At 57.7% G+C, this 20690-nt stretch carries 18 protein-coding genes and 1 riboswitch; of the genes, 12 read left to right on the forward strand and 6 right to left on the reverse strand.

Annotated elements, in window-relative coordinates:
• Window positions 1–106: 106 nt before the first annotated feature.
• Window positions 107–517: an oxidoreductase gene (locus tag QP941_RS00225; protein WP_225746692.1), complete on the forward strand. Its 411-nt coding sequence runs from the start codon at window positions 107–109 to the stop codon at window positions 515–517.
• Here QP941_RS00225 and thiC read toward each other — a convergent pair.
• The 3 genes from thiC to QP941_RS00240 form a co-directional block, all read right to left on the reverse strand.
• The gene (thiC, locus tag QP941_RS00230; protein ID WP_284867607.1) at window positions 509–2290 is read right to left on the reverse strand and encodes a phosphomethylpyrimidine synthase ThiC; all 1782 of its coding nucleotides are present in this window, start codon (window positions 2288–2290) and stop codon (window positions 509–511) included. The two genes, QP941_RS00225 and thiC, sit on opposite strands and share 9 nt — an antisense overlap.
• Window positions 2289–2399: riboswitch (TPP riboswitch) on the reverse strand. It overlaps the preceding gene by 2 nt.
• 316 nt (window positions 2400–2715) lie before the next feature.
• Window positions 2716–3252: an isochorismatase family protein gene (locus QP941_RS00235; RefSeq protein WP_284867608.1), complete on the reverse strand. Its 537-nt coding sequence runs from the start codon at window positions 3250–3252 to the stop codon at window positions 2716–2718.
• 38 nt (window positions 3253–3290) lie between these two features.
• The gene (locus QP941_RS00240; RefSeq protein WP_284867609.1) at window positions 3291–4778 is read right to left on the reverse strand and encodes a leucyl aminopeptidase; all 1488 of its coding nucleotides are present in this window, start codon (window positions 4776–4778) and stop codon (window positions 3291–3293) included.
• Between the two features lie 103 nt (window positions 4779–4881).
• Between QP941_RS00240 and QP941_RS00245 the strand changes: the two genes are divergently transcribed.
• Window positions 4882–5979, forward strand: coding sequence for a branched-chain amino acid aminotransferase (locus QP941_RS00245; protein WP_502869183.1), 1098 nt, complete (start codon window positions 4882–4884; stop codon window positions 5977–5979).
• A gap of 7 nt (window positions 5980–5986) precedes the next feature.
• On the opposite strand, the gene QP941_RS00250 is transcribed toward QP941_RS00245, so the two are convergent.
• Together QP941_RS00250 and QP941_RS00255 are read right to left on the reverse strand one after the other, a co-directional pair.
• Window positions 5987–6781, reverse strand: a complete 795-nt coding sequence (locus QP941_RS00250) for a nicotinate-nucleotide--dimethylbenzimidazole phosphoribosyltransferase (RefSeq protein ID WP_284867611.1) — start codon at window positions 6779–6781, stop codon at window positions 5987–5989.
• A gap of 11 nt (window positions 6782–6792) precedes the next feature.
• Entirely contained in the window at window positions 6793–7485 is a 693-nt protein-coding gene (locus QP941_RS00255; RefSeq protein ID WP_225746698.1) for a DUF3043 domain-containing protein, read from the reverse strand.
• Between the two features lie 141 nt (window positions 7486–7626).
• Here QP941_RS00255 and QP941_RS00260 point away from each other — a divergent pair, with 141 nt between their 5' ends.
• Window positions 7627–7971, forward strand: coding sequence for a HesB/IscA family protein (locus tag QP941_RS00260; protein WP_005324455.1), 345 nt, complete (start codon window positions 7627–7629; stop codon window positions 7969–7971).
• 65 nt (window positions 7972–8036) lie between these two features.
• Here QP941_RS00260 and asnB read toward each other — a convergent pair whose 3' ends face one another.
• Window positions 8037–9959 carry an asparagine synthase (glutamine-hydrolyzing) gene (gene asnB, locus QP941_RS00265; RefSeq protein WP_284867612.1) on the reverse strand — a complete coding sequence of 641 codons (1923 nt, stop codon included), beginning with the start codon at window positions 9957–9959 and terminating at the stop codon, window positions 8037–8039.
• 390 nt (window positions 9960–10349) lie between these two features.
• Here asnB and ctaC point away from each other — a divergent pair, with 390 nt between their 5' ends.
• The 9 genes from ctaC to QP941_RS00310 all read left to right on the forward strand — a co-directional run bounded on the left by ctaC (window position 10350) and on the right by QP941_RS00310 (window position 20657).
• Window positions 10350–11423: an aa3-type cytochrome oxidase subunit II gene (gene ctaC, locus QP941_RS00270; protein WP_005324460.1), complete on the forward strand. Its 1074-nt coding sequence runs from the start codon at window positions 10350–10352 to the stop codon at window positions 11421–11423.
• Window positions 11424–11442: 19 nt separating this feature from the next.
• Complete coding sequence (gene ctaF / locus QP941_RS00275) at window positions 11443–11874, forward strand: aa3-type cytochrome oxidase subunit IV (protein ID WP_225746701.1); 432 nt, start codon at window positions 11443–11445, stop codon at window positions 11872–11874.
• Between the two features lie 547 nt (window positions 11875–12421).
• Window positions 12422–13033 carry an aa3-type cytochrome oxidase subunit III gene (gene ctaE / locus QP941_RS00280; RefSeq protein ID WP_448341695.1) on the forward strand — a complete coding sequence of 204 codons (612 nt, stop codon included), beginning with the start codon at window positions 12422–12424 and terminating at the stop codon, window positions 13031–13033.
• A 53-nt stretch (window positions 13034–13086) separates the two neighbouring features.
• Window positions 13087–13974 (forward strand): cytochrome bc1 complex diheme cytochrome c subunit, encoded by an 888-nt coding sequence (qcrC, locus tag QP941_RS00285; RefSeq protein WP_225746703.1) that lies wholly within the window; start codon window positions 13087–13089, stop codon window positions 13972–13974.
• On the forward strand, window positions 13971–15191 hold the full coding sequence (gene qcrA, locus QP941_RS00290; RefSeq protein WP_198491715.1) for a cytochrome bc1 complex Rieske iron-sulfur subunit: 1221 nt from the start codon (window positions 13971–13973) through the stop codon (window positions 15189–15191). Before qcrC ends, qcrA begins: the two co-directional genes overlap by 4 nt.
• Window positions 15191–16813 carry a cytochrome bc1 complex cytochrome b subunit gene (gene qcrB / locus QP941_RS00295; RefSeq protein ID WP_284765746.1) on the forward strand — a complete coding sequence of 541 codons (1623 nt, stop codon included), beginning with the start codon at window positions 15191–15193 and terminating at the stop codon, window positions 16811–16813. The genes qcrA and qcrB overlap by 1 nt, the downstream gene beginning before the upstream one ends.
• A gap of 954 nt (window positions 16814–17767) precedes the next feature.
• Complete coding sequence (locus tag QP941_RS00300; RefSeq protein ID WP_284765747.1) at window positions 17768–18397, forward strand: C40 family peptidase; 630 nt, start codon at window positions 17768–17770, stop codon at window positions 18395–18397.
• A 112-nt stretch (window positions 18398–18509) separates the two neighbouring features.
• Window positions 18510–19553, forward strand: coding sequence for a C40 family peptidase (locus tag QP941_RS00305; RefSeq protein WP_225746705.1), 1044 nt, complete (start codon window positions 18510–18512; stop codon window positions 19551–19553).
• Window positions 19554–20657 (forward strand): glycosyltransferase family 4 protein, encoded by a 1104-nt coding sequence (locus QP941_RS00310; RefSeq protein ID WP_284867613.1) that lies wholly within the window; start codon window positions 19554–19556, stop codon window positions 20655–20657.
• Window positions 20658–20690 lie beyond the last annotated feature (33 nt).

Here is a 20690-nt window from a genome sequence, read left to right on the forward strand (position 1 = left end):
AAGTTGGAAGTGTTCTATCGCTACCCGACAATCTTACAGCGTGATGCTCACCCTCGTGCAGATGTGGGGTTAGTAACTACCCTCCTTCCGGGTAAGCTAGGGAATTATGTTCAACCCTTTCCGCCGCAACAAGTCCAGATCGTCACTGCGACCACCCCGCGGACCGGGGGAGACCATCCGCCCGGAAGACGCGCAGGATCTGCAACAATGGGCCGCCGGAAAGGTATATGTAGAGGCCTTTGTGGAACCGGAAACTGTAGTCAATGAGATGTCCGTTGTCGTTGTGGATGAACACGGCGATTTTATCCGGCGCCGTATTGGCGGGCCGAAAGGAATTGATGCGGTGGCCAAACTTTTGAGCTGCGATATTTATGACGTGGAAGAAACCGGCTATCCGCAGCGCATGCGCGATCGCATGGAAAGGCAGCGCATCTTGCGCAAAAGGGAAGAACAAAGGCAACGCCGCGCCCGATTTGAGCGCGGCGAAAATCCCGATACAGGGCGAGAGCTAAGCTAGGTCAGCATCCTCGCGTAAATAAATTTGAGACCCGTTGCGGCGGAATTCGGCGGATTTTTCCTGCATACCTTCCTGTGGTGCTGGGCCGTGGGCTGCCGCACGGACCTGCTCGCCCAGCGTCGGCATGCCGAGCTCGGCCATTTGCCCGCCGAACATCTCGCGGATGTCTTGGCTAATGCGCATGGAGCAGAACTTCGGCCCACACATGGAACAAAAGTGTGCGGTCTTTGCTGGCTCAGCAGGCAACGTTTCATCGTGATAGGCCTGAGCGGTCTCTGGGTCGAGGGAGAGCGCAAATTGGTCATTCCAGCGAAATTCAAAGCGGGCCTTGCTCATGGCATCGTCCCATGCGCGGGCGCCTGGATGTCCCTTGGCAACGTCCGCTGAGTGCGCCGCAATCTTATAAGTAATGACACCAGTTTTTACATCATCGCGGTTGGGCAGTCCCAAGTGCTCCTTCGGCGTGACATAGCACAACATGGCCGTACCACCCATTGCGATATGGGCGGCACCGATGGCGGAAGTGATGTGATCATAGCCAGGGGCGATATCGGTAACTAGAGGGCCCAGGGTATAGAAGGGGGCATCTGAAGCCCAGTCCTGTTCGAGTTCGTTGTTTTCTTGAATCATGTTGAGCGGCACGTGTCCGGGGCCTTCCACCATGACTTGGACGTCATACTCCCAGGCGCGGCGGGTAAGTTCGCCAATAGTCTTTAGCTCTGCAAATTGGGCAGCGTCGTTGGCATCGGCAAGGCTGCCGGGGCGCAGGCCGTCGCCAAGCGAAAATGCGACATCGTATTGAGCGAAAATCTCGCATAGCTCATCGAAGTGCTCGTACAGAAATGACTCTTTGTGGTGAGCAAGGCACCATCCCGCCATGATGGAGCCACCGCGGCTGACAATGCCGGTCACGCGATTGCTTGCTAGCGGTACATACGCCAAGAGCACACCGGCGTGAATGGTCATATAGTCCACACCCTGTTCGCATTGCTCGATGACGGTATCGCGGAAGATTTCCCAGGTCAGATCCTCTGCCACACCATTGACCTTTTCCAATGCTTGGTAAATAGGCACGGTGCCAATGGGAACTGGGGAATTGCGCAGAATCCACTCGCGGGTGGTGTGGATATCGTCACCAGTGGAAAGATCCATTACGGTGTCCGCGCCCCACTGGGTGGCCCAGCGCAATTTGGACACTTCTTCCTCGATGGAGGAGGTAACCGCGGAGTTACCAATATTGGCGTTGATTTTGGTGAGAAATTTTCGCCCAATGATCATGGGCTCAGACTCGGGGTGGTTGACATTATTAGGGATAATGGCGCGGCCGCGAGCTACCTCAGCACGAACGAATTCCGGATCGCAGTGCTCACGCAGTGCTACGAATTCCATTTCGCGGGTGATGATTCCTTGGCGGGCGTAGTGCATTTGGGTTACGCGGCGCCCAGGCTGAGCCTTAAGCGGCGTGCGCTTAGGGCCTTTCCATTCTTGGGAAGACGCCCCGCGGCGTTGTGCGGCACGTCCATCGTCAGCCAGCTCGCGGCCGCGACCGGCGTACTCTTTGGTATCTGCGCGCTCGCTAATCCACTCGCTGCGCAGGGCGGGTAGCCCCACTTCAGGTGCGCATTCTGGCCCACGCGTGCGGTAGACGCGGAAGGGCTCATTGGGACCTTGTGGGGAATCATCCAGTTGGATTTCGGTCTCTGGAACTTCTAGACCGTCGTGGTGAATGGGGGAATAGGAATGCTTAGGGTGGTTTTCTGGGGCAGCCGTCATGGCAAGCGCTCCTCTCTTCCTTCGTAGGTATTAACCAAACAGGTTCGAACGGTCTATGCGCAGCTTTAGCGCACTCTCAGCCCGTGCTCGGGCACCCGTGGGGACGCAGATCGCCCTATAACAATCGTCTCGCATAGCGCAGGGCTTTCGCCGTTTGGGTGGAGACGCATTTGTCGAGGTGAGGTAGTAGGAGCCTTGGTGGCATAATCCAACAGGAAACTTTCAGGTACTTGACACCCGGATCCAATTTCGATACCTCATACTTAATTCATGCGTTTGAGAGAGCGCATGCGAGAGAGATAGAGAGAACCCCTCCCGTTTCCAGAGGGCGGCTGCTTTAGCCGATAGATGGAAACACCTTGTAGAGAGACGTCAGCGGCCCTCGGACCAGATTCGGTTCGAGGGCCGTAGGCGTTTTCCTGTGTTTAGCAGATGGTGGCGCCGGCGGCGGCCAACTCTTGCAACGCGGCCTCGCCGCGGGCTTCGTCCACTGGGGAGCAATATTCACGCAATACGCGGACGGCAAAGCCCTCCCTGAGGGCGTCGGCGGCCGTGGCGCGCACGCAGTGATCGGTGGCAATGCCCACGATATCCACGGCGTCTATGTGGCGCTCGCGCAACCAGTCAGCGAGCAAGGTGTCGTTTGCAGCGCCTTCGAATCCGGAATAGGCGGCGGTGTATTCGCCCTTGCGGAAGTAGGCTTGCGCCGGCCCGATGGCCTCATGCATGGCTGCGCCGTGGGACTCGGCTACGCAGTGCACGGGCCAAGAATCGACAAAATCCGGGTCCTTAGAAAAGTGAGAACCCGGATCGATGTGCCAATCCTGCGTGGCTACGACGGTTTCGTAATCCCGTTGCAGGGTAGCGATTTTTACAGCGACCTCGTTGCCCCGCTCGGTGCCTAAGGCGCCGCCGGGGCAGAAGTCATGTTGCACGTCAACGATGATTAAAGCAGGCTTCATGCTTCTAGGATTCTAAACGCACTAAGCCTGTTGTGGTGCTACTTTAATTCAGCAATCTCGCGCAAGGCGGCAACCACCGTGCGGGTGGGCACGCCGGTGCCCATCTTTGGGGTGTATCCATAAGCGCCCGTGGTGTTGAAGGAAGGGCCTGCCACGTCGATATGAGCCCATTCGATTCCCTCGCCCACGAAGTGCTGGAGGTAGGTGCCGGCGTATTCCATGCCGCCCTCACGCTTGGCGTTGATATTGCGGATATCGGCGCTGGCGGACTTCACGGATTCCTCGTGTTCCTCTAGCAAAGGCATGGCCCATGCCTTCTCGCCCACCTCGCGGCCAATCTCGGCCATGCGATCGCGGAATTCTTCCGAGCCCATCACGCCGGCGGTGCGCTCACCTAGGGCGACCATCTGTGCACCGGTCAAGGTCGCGGTTTCGATGAGGAAATCGGGCTTGTCCTCGCTGGCGCGCGCAATGGCGTCGGCAAGCACGAGGCGGCCCTCCGCGTCAGTGTTGAGTACCTCGGAGGTAATGCCGCCGTAGTGGGTGATGACATCGCCTGGGCGGGTAGCATCGCTGCCTGGCATGTTTTCTGCCAGCGGCAGGGTAGCGGTGATGCCCACCTTCAGGTTTAGCTTTGCCGCAGCGATGATGGCCGCGGCCATTGCAGCGGAACCGCCCATGTCAGAAATCATGTCCCACATCTTGGCGCCCGGCTTCAGGGAAATACCGCCGGTATCAAAGGTAATGCCCTTGCCTACTAGGGCGACGTGGCGCTTGGCCTTCTTCGGCTTCCAGCTCAAGCGGACCAAGCGCGGCGGACGTGCGGACCCACGGCCGACGGCCATGATGCCGCCAAAGCCCTGCTTTTCCAGTGCCTTTTCGTCCAAGACCTCTACCTCAAGGCCGGCTTCTGCCGCTTGGGTGGACAGGAACGCGGCGTAGGTTTCTGGGTAGAGCAGGTTGGAGGGGGTATTGACTAGGTCGCGGGCGATGAGGACGGATTCGGCGGTAATCTTGGCGCTGTCGAATTCCTCTTGTGCGGACTTCTCCGCCACCACGGTGTAAGTGGTGGTCTCCGCGACCGACTCAGAGCGCAGGCCAGAGTACTTATAGCCGCCGAGGATGAGGCCTTCTACCACTGGGGCGACGCCAAAATCGCCTAGCGAGGTGGCTACGGCCCCCACCTTGGTGATGGAACGTGCGGCCTGGCCCGCAGCGCGGCGCAGCGTCTCATCGTCTACTTCTTCCGCATCGCCCAAGCCAACGGCGATGATGGAGGCCACGCCCGCCTTGGCCGGAGCCGGCACGCGCGTGACCTCACCGGCCTTGCCAGAGGCCCCGACGGCCACCAGTGCTTCATAGGTGGAACGCAGCGCTGCGCCCCCAAGTAGATCGGTGCCTGGCAGTTCGAGGCCGCCTTCGCCCTCGAAAGCGGCGATAAGTAGAGCTTCCGCCTTCTTAGGAACCTTCTTTCCCAGCTTTACCTGGGGAAAGTGGCCGCGTGCTGGTAGATCGGACTGTGCCATTGTCTCCTCCTTTATGGAAAGGCTTATCAATCTTCCCTCCACTGTACCGCTCGGCGATGAACTTATTCCTGCCTCGCTATAGATAAAGGGGTAGATTGTGGGCATGCTTGATTACACGATTACTCGTACCGATAACCCCACGTCCGCGGAAGACTTGAGCGACATCCTCGCCAACCCCGGCTTTGGCAAGCACTTTACAGACCACATGGTCACCATTGACTGGACCGAAGAAAAGGGCTGGCACGATGCTCAGGTGCGCCCGTACGGACCGCTGACCATGGAACCTGCCACCAACGTATTCCATTATGGGCAGGCAATCTTTGAAGGCATCAAGGCCTACCGTCAGCCGGATGGTTCTATTACTACCTTCCGGCCGGACCACAATGCGCAGCGCTTTATCAATTCTGCTGAGCGCTTGGCTATGCCCGAGCTTCCGCAGGAGGAGTTTATTGAGTCCCTGCGCCAATTGGTTGAGGTGGATCAGGACTGGGTACCAGAAGCCGGCGGGGAAGAAGCGCTGTACCTGCGCCCCTTTATGATCTCCACCGAAGTCTCCTTGGGAGTTCACCCGGCCAATTCCTACCGCTACGTGCTCATTGCCTCCCCAGCGGGTTCCTACTTCAGCGGCGGAATCAAGCCGGTTTCGGTGTGGCTATCCACTGACTACGTGCGCGCAGCCCCTGGCGGCACCGGCGCGGCCAAGTTTGCGGGCAACTATGCAGGCTCGCTCTTGGCGCAGGCCCAGGCAGATGAAAAGGGGTGTGACCAGGTTGTCTGGTTGGATGCCATTGAGCGCCGCTACATCGAGGAGATGGGCGGAATGAACCTGATGTTTGTGTATGGCTCTGGTGATAGCGCGGAGATTGTTACACCAGAACTATCGGGCTCTTTGCTGCCCGGCATTACCCGCGAATCCCTATTGCAGGTAGCACAGGATGTGGGCTACAAGGTCACCGAGCGCCGCATTACTGCCGAAGAGTGGCAGCGCGATGCCGAATCCGGCGCTATGTCAGAGGCCTTTGCTTGTGGCACTGCCGCGGTTATTACGCCGGTGGGTCACGTGTTGGGAGACTCTGCCGACTTCCAGGTCAATGGCAATGAAGCGGGGGAGATCACCATGGCCCTGCGCGAGCGCCTCACCGGAATCCAGCGCGGCGCAGTGGAGGATACCCACGGTTGGCTCCATACCCTAGTGAAGTAACCCCCGCTTAGGCGTCCGCGGCGATCTCCACTCCGGTGAGCAGCAGTGGCAGCGCCGCGAGGGCACCGAGCGTAGGTTGTGGCTCCATTCCCAGTTCCAGGAGGGGGTGGAGCCCTAGCTTTTCCAGTGCCAACTTGTGCGCAGGGGCAGTGGATAGGGAGGTGGCGAAGAGCCAGTCTTTCACACCGGGATTATCGCGCTCGGCAAGGAGCGCGGCGGTGGCGGTCAAGGGGGCGTCGATAAGCAGGGGCGTACGGCGCTCCGCGGCCCGGGTAATGAACCCCACCGTGGCTGCTAGTACGGTGGACTGGCACGATTCAACCAGCTCCATGCCTTCGAGGTTGCGGGCGCGGAACATGGCGTCCCGGATAGCGCAAACCTCGCGCTTCCAGTCTTCCACGCTGCGCTGCTTGCCGACGATCACTACCGGTTCCGTTTGCGTCATAGTTGCCATTACCACGGCCGGTACTCGGGCGAGCTCTTCGCCGCCGGGAATCAGTAGGTCAGCCCCGGCATCAATTTCCGCATCCGCTGTTGCGGCTCCAAGGCTGTAGGCTTGGGAATAATCCGTCACGGTGACTACATTCAGCCCGGCCTCGGCGCGACGCGCAGCGGTCTCAGCGGCCGAAAGCGAGGTCTCTTGATCCGCGAAAATCACGGCCCGCACGCGCCGCGGCTCATGGGCAGGTGCCGCGCCTTGGCAAGCAGCCAGCCATTGAGCGGCGTCGGTCAGGCGCCCCCAAGGGGCGAGCTGCGCGTCCTGTGCGGTATGTGCCTGCTTATCGGGCTGCGGAATGGCCATGAGTAGTCCCCCTAAACGTCAGCGCCGAGCTCCACGCGGGGGCGCGGGATGCGCCACTTGCGCGGCTGGCTGGCGCGAGAATACGCATAAAAACCAAGACTAAAGCCGGCTTCGGTGGTGCCAGGGAACTTGGCGCGCACGGCATTATTGCAGCGGCGGGCCAAAATGACGCCCTCGATGGCGAAGATTACGAGGATAACCATCGCTACCGCGTTGATGATTGTTGCAATGCTGGGTACCGCGTAGGTCAAGAACATGACCACGATGAGCACCAAGGCCATCGGCATGACCCAGTTGCTCAGGCTGCGGCGGGCATCCACCCAATCGCGCACATAGGCGCGCACTTCACCCTGGTCGCGGGCGGGGAGGAAGCGCGGATCGCCTTCTGCCATGCGGGCCTGCTGCTCGCGGTTGGCCTGCTGGCGCTCTTGGCGCTCCTTCTTCTTATATTCCTTCCACTCGTCCTTGCTCATGGACTTCTTCATGTCCTTGCGGTGCTGGTAGCGCTGCGCATCGGACATGCCATTGGGATCACGCTTTACGCCGCGCGCAATCTCTTGCTCTGCGCGCTTTGGCGTAGGACGACCCTTCGGTGGGGTGTAGCCCTTGCGCTGGGGCTCTTCCTGAACTTTGGCCTGAGCTTTGTCCTGTACAGGGGCGGGTTCAGTGGAGGTCTTGTCATCTTTTTGCCACGGGAGTTTCACGCTCCTCACACTACAAGGTTTAGGTGTGAATAGGGGAATAGGCCCGGCCCAGATGGTGTTGTAGGTATGGGCTACCTTTTCCCACCTGAACTAACCGGGTAGGGTAGTGGCAACGAATCCAATACTTATTGAGGAGAAGTGATGACCGCTCCAGCTTCCGCAACCGGCGTCATTCTGACTGAAGCAGCAGCCGCAAAGGCAAAGGCGCTGCTTGATCAGGAAGGCCGCGACGATCTCTCTCTGCGCATTGCCGTCCAGCCTGGTGGCTGCGCTGGCCTGCGCTACCAGCTCTACTTTGATGACCGCACCTTGGATGGTGACAAGGTTGACCAGGTAGGCGGCGTAAACCTCGTTGTGGACAAGATGTCCGTTCCCTACCTGACCGGTGCCAAGATTGACTTCGCTGACACCATCGAGTCCCAGGGTTTCACCATTGATAACCCGAATGCCACCGGCTCTTGCGCTTGTGGCGATTCCTTCAACTAAATAGAAGGACAGAAAAGAGGGTGGGTGCCACTGGCACCCACCCTCTTTGTATGTGTGGAAGGCTCTTAGAGCTTGACTGGGTAGTCGCGCTGCTCGATCTGCGGATCGATGCGCTTTTCCACAAAGATGCCGTGCCAGATCATAAAGGACAGCACGGTCCACAAGCGGCGGGAGTGATCGGAAACGCCGTCGCGGTGCTCCTTGAGCATCTCGAGAACTTCCTTCTTATTGAAGATGTCCTCGGTCTGGGATTCATTGATGGTGTCCTGGGCCCAGCCATAAAGCTCATCGCCGGCCAGCCAGTGGCGCATCGGCACTGGGAAACCCAGCTTCTTGCGGTGCAGAACATGCGCCGGCACGATCTGTTCCATGGCCTTGCGCAGGGCGTATTTGGTGGTGCCGTGCGAGATCTTCAGGTCATAAGGGATGGACTCGGCAACCTTGAAGACTTCCTTGTCCAAGAAGGGCACGCGCAGCTCCAGCGAGTTGGCCATATTGATCTTATCGGCCTTGACCAGGATGTCACCGCGCATCCAAGTGAATAGATCCAAGTGCTGCATGCGGGCAACCGGATCAAAGTTCTCGGACTGGGCGTAGATGGGGGCGGTAACCTCACGGTGGTCCCATTCGCGCTTTGCCCACGGGATAACGCGCTGCATCTGCTCAAAGTTGAAGGAACGAGCGTTGCCGTAGTAGCGCTCTTCCATCGTCATCGAGCCGCGATTAAGCAGGGACTTGCCCTTCATGCCCTCGGGCAGAACCTGCGAGAGCTTGCCCAGACCGCGACGCAGTGGGGACGGAATCTTCTCAAATGGGGCGAGGGACAGTGGTTCCTTGTAAATGGTGTAGCCGCCAAAGAGCTCGTCTGCGCCCTCGCCGGAAAGAACTACCTTGACGTGTTTGCGGGCCTCCTGCGCCACAAAGTAGAGCGGTACCAGCGAGGGATCAGCCACCGGATTGTCCAGGTACCACATGATCTTCGGGATGGACTCGGCATATTCTTCAGGGGATACAATCTTGACGATGTGCTCCACACCAATAGCTTCCGCAGACTCTGCCGCGACATCGACCTCAGAATATCCCTCGCGCTCGAAGCCGGTGGTAAAGGTCAGTAGATCTGGGTTGTGGCGCTTGGCCAGTGTGGCAATAGCGGTGGAGTCAATGCCGCCAGATAGGAAGGAACCCACGGTGACGTCGGCACGCATGTGCTTAGCGACGGAATCTTCGAGCGCCTCTGCAATGCGGTTAAACAGCTGCTGCTCTTCGCCTTGCTTTACCTGCTGCACAGGGAAACGGGGCTTGAAGTACCGCTCGGAGACGACATCTTCGCCCGGGCGAAGAGTGACAGTGCAGCCGGATTCAACGCGGCGAATATTCGCGTGGAGAGATTCTGGCTCCGGGACATACTGCAGGTCCACATAGTGTTCAATGGCGCGTCGGTCAAGGTTGAGTTCTAGACCAATGTCGTCTGCCATTTCAAGGATGCACTTCATCTCGGAAGCGAAGACAGTTCCTGCTGGGGTGGTGGCGTAATACAGCGGCTTGATGCCAAATTGATCACGGGCAGCAAACATCGTCTTGGTGTGGGTATCCCAGATGACGATGCCAAACATGCCGCGCAGGTGGTTAACCACATCCTTGCCCCAGTGGTGGTAGCCCACCACAATGGGCTCGCCATCACCCTCGGTGTGGAAGGTGTAGCCGAGACCGGTGAGCTCCTCGCGTAGCTCTACGTAGTTGTAGATTTCACCATTAAAGGTCATGGCGTAGCGGTCAGGCTGGTCCTTCGGGCCCCAGCGGAGGGGCTGATGGGAATGCTCCAAGTCAATAATGGACAGACGATTGAAGCCGAAGGCGGCATCGCCGTCATGCCACGTGCCGGCCGCGTCTGGACCGCGGTGGCGCATGCAGGGCAGGGATCGTTCCAGCGCATCAACGTACTTATCTACGTTGCCTGTGGCGGCGAGCATGCCAAGAAGTCCGCACATGTAAAGATTGCTCCTTATATATAAGCGTCTATTGCTAGTCACCCACTTTACGGCTAGAGAGCGTGAAACCAGAACACGCCACGGCTTAAGGAAACCTGCCGACTGCCTTGGAATTAGCTTCCCCGATAGGGGTGCGAACTTTCGGATGATGGCTCCACGAGAATCCTGTGAATTGGCGCACACGAAGCCTATGGATACTGGGGGTGCGGTTGGAACATTGTGCAGGTGGGGCGGTAACCTACCAGAAGGAGAATATGAAATGAGCACACTAGGTGCCCTTTTGTGCCTTTAAACAGGCTGGGAATCTGGCAATTATCCTCTATTCTGATTGGGTAAGAGTGCTCTGTGAGTATTCGAGAAGTTTTGTGTGGACAGAAAGGCAGAACACACGTGGGACAGCGTAATAAGCGCACCTTTGCCCGCAAGGCGGGCGTAGCTGGCGCACTTGCCCTGGGTGGACTCGCTCTGGCAGGTTGTGACGTTCAGGCGCCAACTGCTGTAGAGAACCTCCTTGGATTCGGTTGGCCGAAGGGTATTACTCCTGAGGCAGAGGCCATGTACAACTTCTGGATTTGGGTCTGGGTTGCCGCATGGATCGTTGGTTTTATTATGTGGGGCCTGTTCCTCACCGCAATCTTCCGCTGGAGCGCGAAGAAGGCGAAGAAAGATGGCAAGGGCGAGTTCCCGCGCCAGATTCAGTACAACGTTCCGCTGGAGATGGTTCTGACCATCGTCCCGATCCTCATCATTATGGGCCTGTTCTTCTTCACTGTTCAGACTCAGCAAAAGGTCACCGCCTTGGATAAGGATCCGAAGGTTGTCGTCGACGTCACTGCATTCCAGTGGAACTGGAAGTTCGGTTACGCCGAGAATCACGTCAATGGTGAGAACTACGACGGTGCCGACAAGGAGCGTCAGGCTGAGGCAGAGAAGACTGCTCACGACCCTGAGGGCGTGGACAACCCGAACCCAATCCACGGCAAGTCCATGGGCGACCTTTCCTACCTGAACTACAACAAGATTGAGACCGTCGGTACCACCGAAGAGGTTCCGGTTCTGGTCCTTCCTTCCGATACCGCGATTGAGTTCCGTCTGGCTTCCGGCGACGTTTCCCATGCATTCTGGGTACCGGAGTTCTTGTTCAAGCGCGACGTCTACGCACACCCCGAGGCAAACGCTCAGGAGCGCAGCTTCCAGGTAGAAAAGATTGAGAAGCAGGGCGCATTCGTTGGCCGTTGTGCCGAAATGTGCGGTACCTACCACTCGATGATGAACTTTGAAATCCGCGTTGTCTCTCCGGAGGACTTCAACACCTACCTGAAGTTCCGCGAGGACAACCCAGAAGCCACCAACGCGGAAGCTCTGGAAGAAATCGGCCAGGACCCATACGCGGTAACCACCCACCCGTTCTCCGGCGAGCGTGACACCGCTAAGGGCGACAACTACGTAAACACCGCGGCATAAGAGATAAGGACACAACACAATGCGTGCAACATCGAAAGTCTTTTACTCAATCGCGACGTACCTTCTTGTCTCGCTGATTGTCTATATCTTCGGCGTCACCTTCGTTAAGGACGACGGCTACCTCTACGGTGCCGAGTGGGTTGGCATCGTCGGCATGTTCCTCGCCTTCCTGCTGTGCATGATGCTGGGTGCTTACCTTCACTTCACTGATGACCGCAGTGACGTTCTGCCAGAAGATTGGGAAGAGGCAGAAACTGAAGATGCCGCTGGCATCCTGGGCTTCTTCTCCCCAAGCTCCATCTGGCCGCTGGCTATGACTGGCGCCATTGGCCTCCTTGGCTTGGGTATCATCTTCCTCTACTTCTGGCTGATTGCCCTCGGCGCTGTCTGCCTCATCGCGGCCTGCACCGGCCTGTCCCTGCAGTACGGCCTGCCGAAGGAAAAGCACTAATTCCTTGATGTAAAGGAATCCCTGCCTAAAACTTCTCCGCCCTCCTAGTCATCATGGCTAGGAGGGCTTTGGCGATCCAGCGTCGTCTGTCGCGTCATAAAGTTCCCGAGATTTCTAAAAAGTTTGCCGGTGGGGGAGTGACACCTGACTGTGTGACGTATTGTCGACTAGTCTTCTTCTGCATTCTGGCACGTAGAAGCCGATTTTAGCGGGGGTCGTTCGAAAGTTGTAAAGCTGGGCGTTTAGGGGGCCCGTGGAATGTGATTTATCTCTCTGGAGGACTGGGATCGGGTGCACTAATTGGCGCATCGACAAGCGTGGGCCGCAGGCGTCTGGGGTGCTTAGGAATTTCAGGGTAGGGCCCAGCTGGTGGTGTCACCTGCATCAATGGGGCGTCGGAAAGCGGGGTAAAAAGTTCCCGTTTGGAGGAATATTGTTTTTGGCCCTCACGAGCTGAACGTTCGCTGGATGAAGCATCAAAAACGAATAGAGAAAGCGGGGGGGAATCGAGGTGACTTTAGCGCTCAGAACAGCCATAATAGCCACTGTGACGAGCGTAGTTTCTAACCAAGGTATGACAGCACCACGTGCTGCCTCGCTGAACCGACCCAATATGGTCAGCGTGGGCACCATCGTGTTCCTGTCTCAGGAATTGATGTTCTTTGCCGGACTGTTCGCGATGTGGTTTACCTCGCGAGCAAACGGTCAGGAAGGCGATTGGGCGGAGCACACCGCCCATATCAACCTGCCCATGGGTTTCCTCATTACGGCAGTGCTGATTTCTTCTTCTGTGACCTCGCAGTTCGGCGTGTTTGCCGCAGAAAGGGGTGACGTTTACAAGCTTCGACTCTGGTACACCGTGACGCTGGTACTGGGCGTTGTGTTCTTGGGCATCATGGCGTTCGAGTGGGCCGAGTTGATTCACGCAGGTGTGACTGTCCAGGCCAGCGTCTTTGGCTCGGTGTTCTACATCATCACCGGCTTCCACGCTGCGCACGTGACCGCGGGCCTGATTTCTTTTGCAATCATTCTCGCGCGCGTTGCTAAGTCCAAGTTCACGCCGGCACAGGCGACCGCAGCAATGGCAGTGTCCTACTACTGGCACTTCGTTGACGTTGTGTGGATCGGCGTTTTCACCGTTATTTACTTGGTTCAGTAGCACTGGCCAAGATCCCCAAACAGTCCTCCCGTGTTCGAGTTATCTAAAGGAAAATGATGGATAACAATTCGCAGTCCGTGGCAGTGGAGCAGACCACTGCGGCGGCTAAGAAGACCCGCCGTCGCCGCAAGGCGAAGCGCACCCTTGCCGGTGGCTTCGCTTTGGCGATTGGCCTGTCCGGTGCGGGCGTCTTGGCTTCTGCCTTGACCCCAGACGCACAGGTCGCCACGGCGGAAAAAGATGACCAAGCCCTCGTCCAAGAGGGTAAGGACATCTATGACACCGCTTGTATCACCTGCCACGGTGCCAATCTGCAGGGCATCGAAGGTCGCGGTCCGTCCCTCGTTGGTGTCGGTGCTGGTTCCGTGTACTTCCAGGTGCACTCCGGCCGTATGCCGATGATGTCTAACGACGCACAGGCAGAGCGCAAGGCTCCCCGCTACACTGAGCAACAGACTCTGGCGTTGGCTGCATATGTTGCAGCTAACGGTGGCGGCGCTGACATTGTCTACAACGACGACGGAAGCGTTGCCCAGGAATCGCTGCGTGGTGCTAACTACAACGGCGAAATTCAGGCAGAAGACATAGCGAAGGGCTCCGAGCTCTTCCGCATGAACTGCGCATCCTGCCACAACTTCACCGGCCAGGGCGGCGCACTGTCTTCCGGTAAGTTCGCTCCGGAGCTGGCTCCGGCAAGTGAGCAGGAGATCTACCAGGCAATGCTGACCGGCCCGCAGAACATGCCTAAGTTCTCTGACCGCCAGCTGACCGCAGACGAGAAGAAGGACATCATTGCCTACCTCAAGTCTGCAAAGGAAACTCCTTCCCCAGCAGGTTGGGACCTTGGTGGTCTCGGCCCAGTAGCGGAAGGCCTGGCAATGTGGATCATCGGCATTAGCGCCCTGTGCGCTGCCGCTATGTGGATTGGATCGCGCTCATGAGCAATGTGAAGAAGAATTACACTAACGCTGAGCTCGACAAGATGAGTAACGATGAACTCGCTGCTCTTGGTACCGAGCTCGACGACGTCACCGTTGCGTTCCGTAAGGAGCGCTTCCCAGTCGAAGGTGACCCAGCTGAAAAGCGCGCTGGACGTAACGTTGCTATCTGGTTGTTCCTGTCCGTCATTGGCGGCCTTGGATTCCTCGGCGTTTACCTGTTCTGGCCGTGGCAGTACAAGCAGCTAGGGGAGGAGGGCCACATTTGGCACACTCTTTACACCCCTCTGCTGGGTATTACTGCTGCCCTCGCAATTTGCGGCTTGGGCATTGCCATTGTTCAGTACGTTAAGAAGATTCTCCCAGAGGAGATTTCCGTTCAGCGTCGTCACGACGGTCCGTCCGAAGAGGTTGACCGCCGTACCCTGACCGCTCTACTGAACGACTCTTGGAAGACCTCGACTCTGGGTCGTCGCAAGACCGTTCAGGGTCTGCTGGGCGGCGCCGGCGTTCTGTTTGGTCTAACCGTGATTGCTCCGCTCGGCGGCGCAATCAAAAACCCTTGGAAGGTACGCCACAACATGAATTATGCCGGCGACGGCACCCTGTGGACTTCCGGTTGGACCCTGCACAATGAAGGCGTCAAGCTTTACCTCGCCCGCGACACCGGTACTATTGCCGAGAAGCACTCTGGTGAAACTGGTGAACACTACAGCACCAAGGGTGTAACCCGCTTGGTTCGCGTGCGTCCAGAGGATCTAGCGGCAGGCGGTATGGAAACCGTCTTCCCGCTGGCGGAAGAAGACGTTAATGATGGCGACAAGTACGATGCCGAGCGCGATGTCTACGAGCACCACATGCACTCGATTCACGGCAACCGCAATGCGGTCATGCTGATTCGCCTGCGTCACAACGACGCTCAGAAGGCAATCGAGCGCGAAGGTCAGGAAGACTTCCACCACGGTGATTACTACGCCTACTCCAAGATCTGTACCCACATCGGTTGCCCGACCTCTCTGTATGAGGCTCAGACCAACCGAATCCTGTGCCCGTGCCACCAGTCGCAGTTCGACGCTTTGCAGTACGGTAAGCCGGTCTTCGGCCCGGCTGCCCGCGCACTGCCACAGCTGCCTATCACGGTGGATGACGAGGGCTACCTCGTTGCACAGGGCAACTTCATTGAGCCTGTCGGCCCGGCATTCTGGGAGCGTAAGTCATAATGAGCAATAAACTCGCCCAAATGGGCAACAACATGGATGAGCGCTATAGCGCCGCCGGCGTGTTGAGGACTCAGCTGAACAAGGTCTTTCCGACCCACTGGTCCTTCATGCTTGGTGAGATGGCGCTATACAGCTTCATCATTCTTGTACTGACCGGTATCTACCTGGCGCTGTTCTTCGACCCTTCCATCACCAAGGTCATTTACGACGGCACCTATGCACCGCTTAATGGTGTAGAAATGTCCCGCGCATACGCCACCGCGCTGGATATCTCTTTTGAAGTTCGTGGTGGCTTGTTCGTGCGCCAGATGCACCACTGGGCAGCTCTGCTGTTCATGATGTCCATGGTTGCGCACATGCTGCGTATCTTCTTCACCGGCGCGTTCCGTCGTCCGCGTGAAGCAAACTGGATTATCGGTTGCGCACTTATTCTGCTGGGCATGATCGAGGGCTTCCTTGGTTACTCCCTGCCGGATGACCTGCTTTCCGGTGTTGGTCTGCGAATCATGTCCGCCATCATCCTGGGTCTGCCGATTATCGGCACCTGGCTGCACTGGGCAATCTTTAGCGGTGACTTCCCGTCCGACCTGATGCTGGATCGTTTCTACATCCTGCACGTTCTGGTTATTCCGGGCATCATCCTTGGCCTGATTGCAGCCCACCTGATTATGGTTTGGTTCCAGAAGCACACCCAGTTCCCTGGACCGGGCCGTGCGGAGAACAACGTCGTTGGCGTCCGCATTATGCCGGTCTTCGCCACCAAGGCCATTGGTATGGGCATGATGGTGGCTGGCGTACTGGCGCTGATGTCTGGTTTGCTGACCATCAACGCCATCTGGCTGCTTGGACCTTATAATCCATCCCAAGTTTCTGCTGGTTCCCAGCCAGATATTTACATGCTGTGGACTGACGGTGTTGCCCGTGTCATGCCGGCTTGGGAACTCTACATTGGCAACTACACCATTCCTTCCGCGTTCTGGGTAGCTCTGCTGTGTGGCCTCATGGTCGTCCTGCTAATGGCGTACCCGTTCTTGGAGAAGAAGTTCACCGGTGACGATGCACACCACAACCTGCTGCAGCGTCCGCGCGATGTTCCTACCCGCTCCGCTATCGGCGCTGCTGCCATCGTGTTCTTCCTGCTGGTCACCCTGTCCGGTGGTAACGACCACGTGGCACACTTCTTCCAGATTTCGCTGAACGCTATGACCTGGGTTGGTCGTATCGGCCTCATCGTGCTTCCTCCGATTGCGTACTTCATGACCTACCGCATTTGCGTTGGTTTGCAGCGCTCTGACCGGGAGGTTCTCGAGCACGGTATTGAAACCGGCGTTATCAAGCAGATGCCGAATGGTGCCTTCATCGAGGTTCACCAGCCGCTCGGCCCGGTTGATGCCGAAGGCCACCCGGTTCCGCTCGAGTATGCAGGCGCTCAGGTGCCGAAGCAGCTGAACCACCTCGGACTCGCTGACTCCGAGACCCAGGGCACCTTCAGCCCTGATGATTCGGCCCTCATGCACCGAGTACACGAAATCCACTCGGATAACCACGACGAGGAAGCGGAGATGTTCCGCCGCCTCAACGAGGCTAACCGCCGTGAGGACGAGGAAAACGGCCGCATTTAGCCGCTTTTCCTGAGGATTACTCGAAACGCGCTCACAGAACCGCCCTTGCTCCTGCTGAAGGAGCAAGGGCGGTTTGCGTATGTACAGATAGATTCCGACCCCAGTCCTCATCCTTTTGGCTGCTACAGGAGTTGTTGAAGGGGAGCTGTTGCGTGCCAGTGAGTATTTATGAATCTAGAAGCATCTAAAGAACTGCTGAAGCTTGTTGTGCAGCCGGTTTAGTACATGTTCTGGTGCGCGGATTGTCGATAGTTTGCGGTTTTGTCGCGCTTTACTGTTTCAGGAGCCTAGTGCGTGGGCTCAGGTGGGTGTGAATGCCGAAAGGCTTTATTGTCTAGAGGTACGCTGCGCTCGTCGGTTTAGTGCCTTTGGGGCTTCAAGAAGCGGTTTAGCTAAAACGACCGCAAGGAAAGGTGGCAAAGCGGGGCGCCGTCGTGATGTAAGCGAGACTCTAGAGGTGTGTTAAAGGAGTGACATCGTGGGGGAAGAGGGACTGTCAAAATGTCGTAGTGTTGAAAGTCACAAATTAGAAATGTGTTAATTGTTAAGCTTACTCTTAGTGGGGACACTTCTTGGTCGGATGCCCGGCATCCGCTGTCATTTGTGCAGCTTATGGCCTCGAGGCGGTGGATTCTGGCGGGTGCTAGCATCCATATGGAGGTTAAATCTCGGCAAGGTCAACGGAAGGTAACGAAGCGATAACAAACGTTATTTTGGTGTCGCGAATGGACATTGCTTGTGATGATTTCGTAACCTATTCGAGACATTGAGTTACCGCCCGAAAAGGTGCTCAATCTAAACAGAAGAATTACAGCGCCGCATCTGGCCCTTCCTACTGAGGGGCCGAGTGGAGGAAATCCTAAAGGAACGGATTCCCAACGAACGCTAGTCCCCCAGGGTCAGAGCTTCCTTTATTAGGGAAGTAGGCGCGCAGGAAGATTTGGAGTTTTACTCATGGCACAGCACCGTCGTCAGGGCATTAAGAACACCCGTCGCATCGCATCTACTGCAGCACTGGCTGCAACCGCAGCAGTCGTCGCACCGGGCGTCGCACAGGCAGCAGAGGTCGTCGTACCTAATACCGACTACCGCTTTGAGGTAGCAGGTCTGGAAAACGTCCCGAACATTGACCAGGTGCCGAACATTGACCGCTACGTTCCGTCCCTGGGTCAGGTTTCTAACCAGCAGAACACCAACTACGCAGCAGCTGGCCACAAGCAAGCCGCCCCAGCACAGCAGACCGTTGGCCAGAAGGCACTGGCAGCAGCCCGCTCCGTCATCGGTTCTCCATACGTATACGGCGCCGCTGGCCCGAACGCTTTCGACTGCTCCGGTCTGACCAGCTGGGCATACGCTCAGGCTGGCAAGCAGATCCCGCGTACCTCTCAGGCACAGGCTGCCGCCGGTACCCCGGTATCCCTGGATCAGCTGCAGCCGGGTGACATCATCGCTTACTACGGTGGCGCTTCCCACGTTGGTATCTACACCGGCCACGGCACCATCATCGACGCCCTTAACTCCGGCGTGCCGGTTCAGGAGCGCGACCTGAACTACATGCCGATTCACTCCGCAGTTCGCTTCTAAGTAGCGGCGGATCTTGCCCTCCCCTTCGCGGGGAGGGCTTTGTCGTGCATCAGGGGGTAAAACCCGCTATAGTTAGTACGATTTTTAAATTTCTTAGTCTAAGGGTCCTTACGTGTCTAAACGAGTACTTCCTGCAGCTGCACTTGCAGCGGCTCTTGCTGTTACGTCGGTTTCTGGGATTTCGCAGGTTGTTGCGCAGGAGGCCGCTCCACAACAGGAGAGTGCCACCGAAAATGTAGACGCCTTGGTGGAGCGCGTAGGAGAAGTTGCGCGCAAAGTTTCTGCCAAGAACGAAGAAGTAAAAGAGCTCGAGGTCAAGCTTGAGGAGAAGCAGGCTGAGGTTGCTGAATCCGAGCAGGCCGCCGCTGAGGCACAAACGCGGGCGGACGATGCGAAGGGGGATGTTTCCACCCAGCAGGACCGTGTCAATGGCATCGCACAGTCGCGCTACCGCGGTGATTCCCGTTCGGCAGTGTCTGGAGCTTTGGCTGCAGAAGATCCCTCCGATGCCGTAGAGCGCATGGGCTACCTCGGCGCGCTTTCCCGCAAGGCCCAGCGCACTCTTGATGCAAAGGCTAATGCCGCTTCCATGGCGGAAGAGCAAAAGCATAAGGCTGCCGATGCCGCCGCGAAGGTGCGCGAGGAAAAGAAGGCGCTGGAAGAGCAGCGCGAGGAGCTTCTCAAGGAAAAGGAGGAGTTGGAAAAGCAGCAAAAGGACATCGAGAAGCAGGTGGACGCTCTCGATGAGCAGCAGCGCGAGGCCTGGGAAGGCCAATTCGGCGGATCTGATAAGCCGGATATGGATCTGGGGGAGGTAGCTGATGGTGCTGTCTCGGCTGCCTTGTCGAAGCTGGGCGCCCCATATGGCTGGGGTGCGGCTGGACCCGACCAGTTCGACTGCTCTGGATTGATGTTCTGGGCGTATCAGCAGATTGGTAAGTCCATTCCGCGTACATCGCAGGCTCAGATTGCAGGTGGCACATCGGTACCGTTGGAAGACCTACAGCCGGGCGATATCGTGGGCTATTACCCGGGAGTAACTCACGTGGGCATGTACATCGGTAATGGCCAGGTAGTCCATGCCTCTACCTATGGCGTGCCTGTTCAGGTGGTACCGCTAAAGTCCATGCCGATTACCGGAACGGCGCGGTACTAAGTGGCCCGCGTTCTGCTGGTAACTAATGACTTCCCGCCCAAGATTGGCGGGATTCAGTCTTACCTGCGCGATTTCGTAGCAACCTTAAATCCGCGCGATGTCGTGGTCTTCGTCTCTACCCAGGAATCGCCGGCGGAATTCGATGCCGCGGTGGACTACAAGGTCATCCGCTGGTCTCGCCGCGTGATGTTGCCGACGCCTGCCACGGTTCGTCGGATGCAGGAGATCATCCGCACAGAAAATATTGACATCGTCTGGTTTGGTGCAGCCGCGCCCCTTGCTTTGATGGGCAAGGCTGCAAAAGAGGCGGGGGCGACCCGTGTAGTAGCTACGACGCACGGGCACGAAGTGGGGTGGTCAATGGTGCCCGTGGCGCGGCAGTGCCTGCGCCGTATTGGTGACTATGCTGATGTGATTACCTATATCTCCGACTACACCCTGCGTCGGTTGCGTCGACCATTTGGACCGAACCCGTGCTGGGAGCACCTGCCTTCCGGAGTGAGTGTGGAGGGCCTTTCTCCAGCCACGCCGGAGCAACGTGCAGCGGCAAAGGCAGAGTTCGGAGTCAGCGGGCCGACCATCGTTTGCATTTCGCGGTTCGTTCCACGCAAGGGGCAGGATCAGCTTCTACGCGCTATGCCTCTCGTGCGTGAAGAATTTCCGGATGCACAGCTCCTACTTATTGGGCGCGGACGCTACCGCGCGGCTTTGGAACAATTGGCGGAAATCTACTGTCCAGACGCAGTGATTCAGGAAGCGGAAAGCATTGAGGCTGCATTGCACGCAGCGGATGTTTTTGCCATGCCGGCACGCACCCGTGGCGGAGGGCTAGACGTCGAGGGCTTGGGCATCGTCTATTTGGAGGCGCAGGCGTGCGGCTTGCCAGTTGTCGCCGGAGACTCCGGTGGTGCACCAGAGACGGTGACGGGGGAGACGGGAGTCGTCGTCAAGGGCGCCTCTGTGCCGGAACTAGCTGAAGCGTTGAAAGCTCTTTTGGCCGACCCGCAACGTAGGCTTCGCATGGGGCAGGCGGGGCGTCGCCATGTGGAAGAGAATTGGACGTGGCGGATTATGGGGCAGCGATTGCGGCAGCTGATGTCTTGATGTGACCCTAACCCGGTTGTCGGTATATTCTGT

The organism is Corynebacterium sp. MSK150, assembly GCF_030229215.1.
Classification (GTDB): domain Bacteria; phylum Actinomycetota; class Actinomycetes; order Mycobacteriales; family Mycobacteriaceae; genus Corynebacterium.

Bases quoted from the DNA above. Each gene is read 5' to 3' on its own strand.
- QP941_RS00225 (WP_225746692.1), top strand. From the start codon at position 107: ATGTTCAACCCTTTCCGCCGCAACAAGTCCAGATCGTCACTGCGACCA.
- thiC (WP_284867607.1), bottom strand. From the start codon at position 2,290: ATGACGGCTGCCCCAGAAAACCACCCTAAGCATTCCTATTCCCCCATT.
- QP941_RS00235 (WP_284867608.1), bottom strand. From the start codon at position 3,252: ATGAAGCCTGCTTTAATCATCGTTGACGTGCAACATGACTTCTGCCCC.
- QP941_RS00240 (WP_284867609.1), bottom strand. From the start codon at position 4,778: ATGGCACAGTCCGATCTACCAGCACGCGGCCACTTTCCCCAGGTAAAG.
- QP941_RS00245 (WP_502869183.1), top strand. From the start codon at position 4,882: ATGCTTGATTACACGATTACTCGTACCGATAACCCCACGTCCGCGGAA.
- QP941_RS00250 (WP_284867611.1), bottom strand. From the start codon at position 6,781: ATGGCCATTCCGCAGCCCGATAAGCAGGCACATACCGCACAGGACGCG.
- QP941_RS00260 (WP_005324455.1), top strand. From the start codon at position 7,627: ATGACCGCTCCAGCTTCCGCAACCGGCGTCATTCTGACTGAAGCAGCA.
- asnB (WP_284867612.1), bottom strand. From the start codon at position 9,959: ATGTGCGGACTTCTTGGCATGCTCGCCGCCACAGGCAACGTAGATAAG.
- ctaF (WP_225746701.1), top strand. From the start codon at position 11,443: ATGCGTGCAACATCGAAAGTCTTTTACTCAATCGCGACGTACCTTCTT.
- qcrC (WP_225746703.1), top strand. From the start codon at position 13,087: ATGATGGATAACAATTCGCAGTCCGTGGCAGTGGAGCAGACCACTGCG.
- qcrA (WP_198491715.1), top strand. From the start codon at position 13,971: ATGAGCAATGTGAAGAAGAATTACACTAACGCTGAGCTCGACAAGATG.
- qcrB (WP_284765746.1), top strand. From the start codon at position 15,191: ATGAGCAATAAACTCGCCCAAATGGGCAACAACATGGATGAGCGCTAT.
- QP941_RS00300 (WP_284765747.1), top strand. From the start codon at position 17,768: ATGGCACAGCACCGTCGTCAGGGCATTAAGAACACCCGTCGCATCGCA.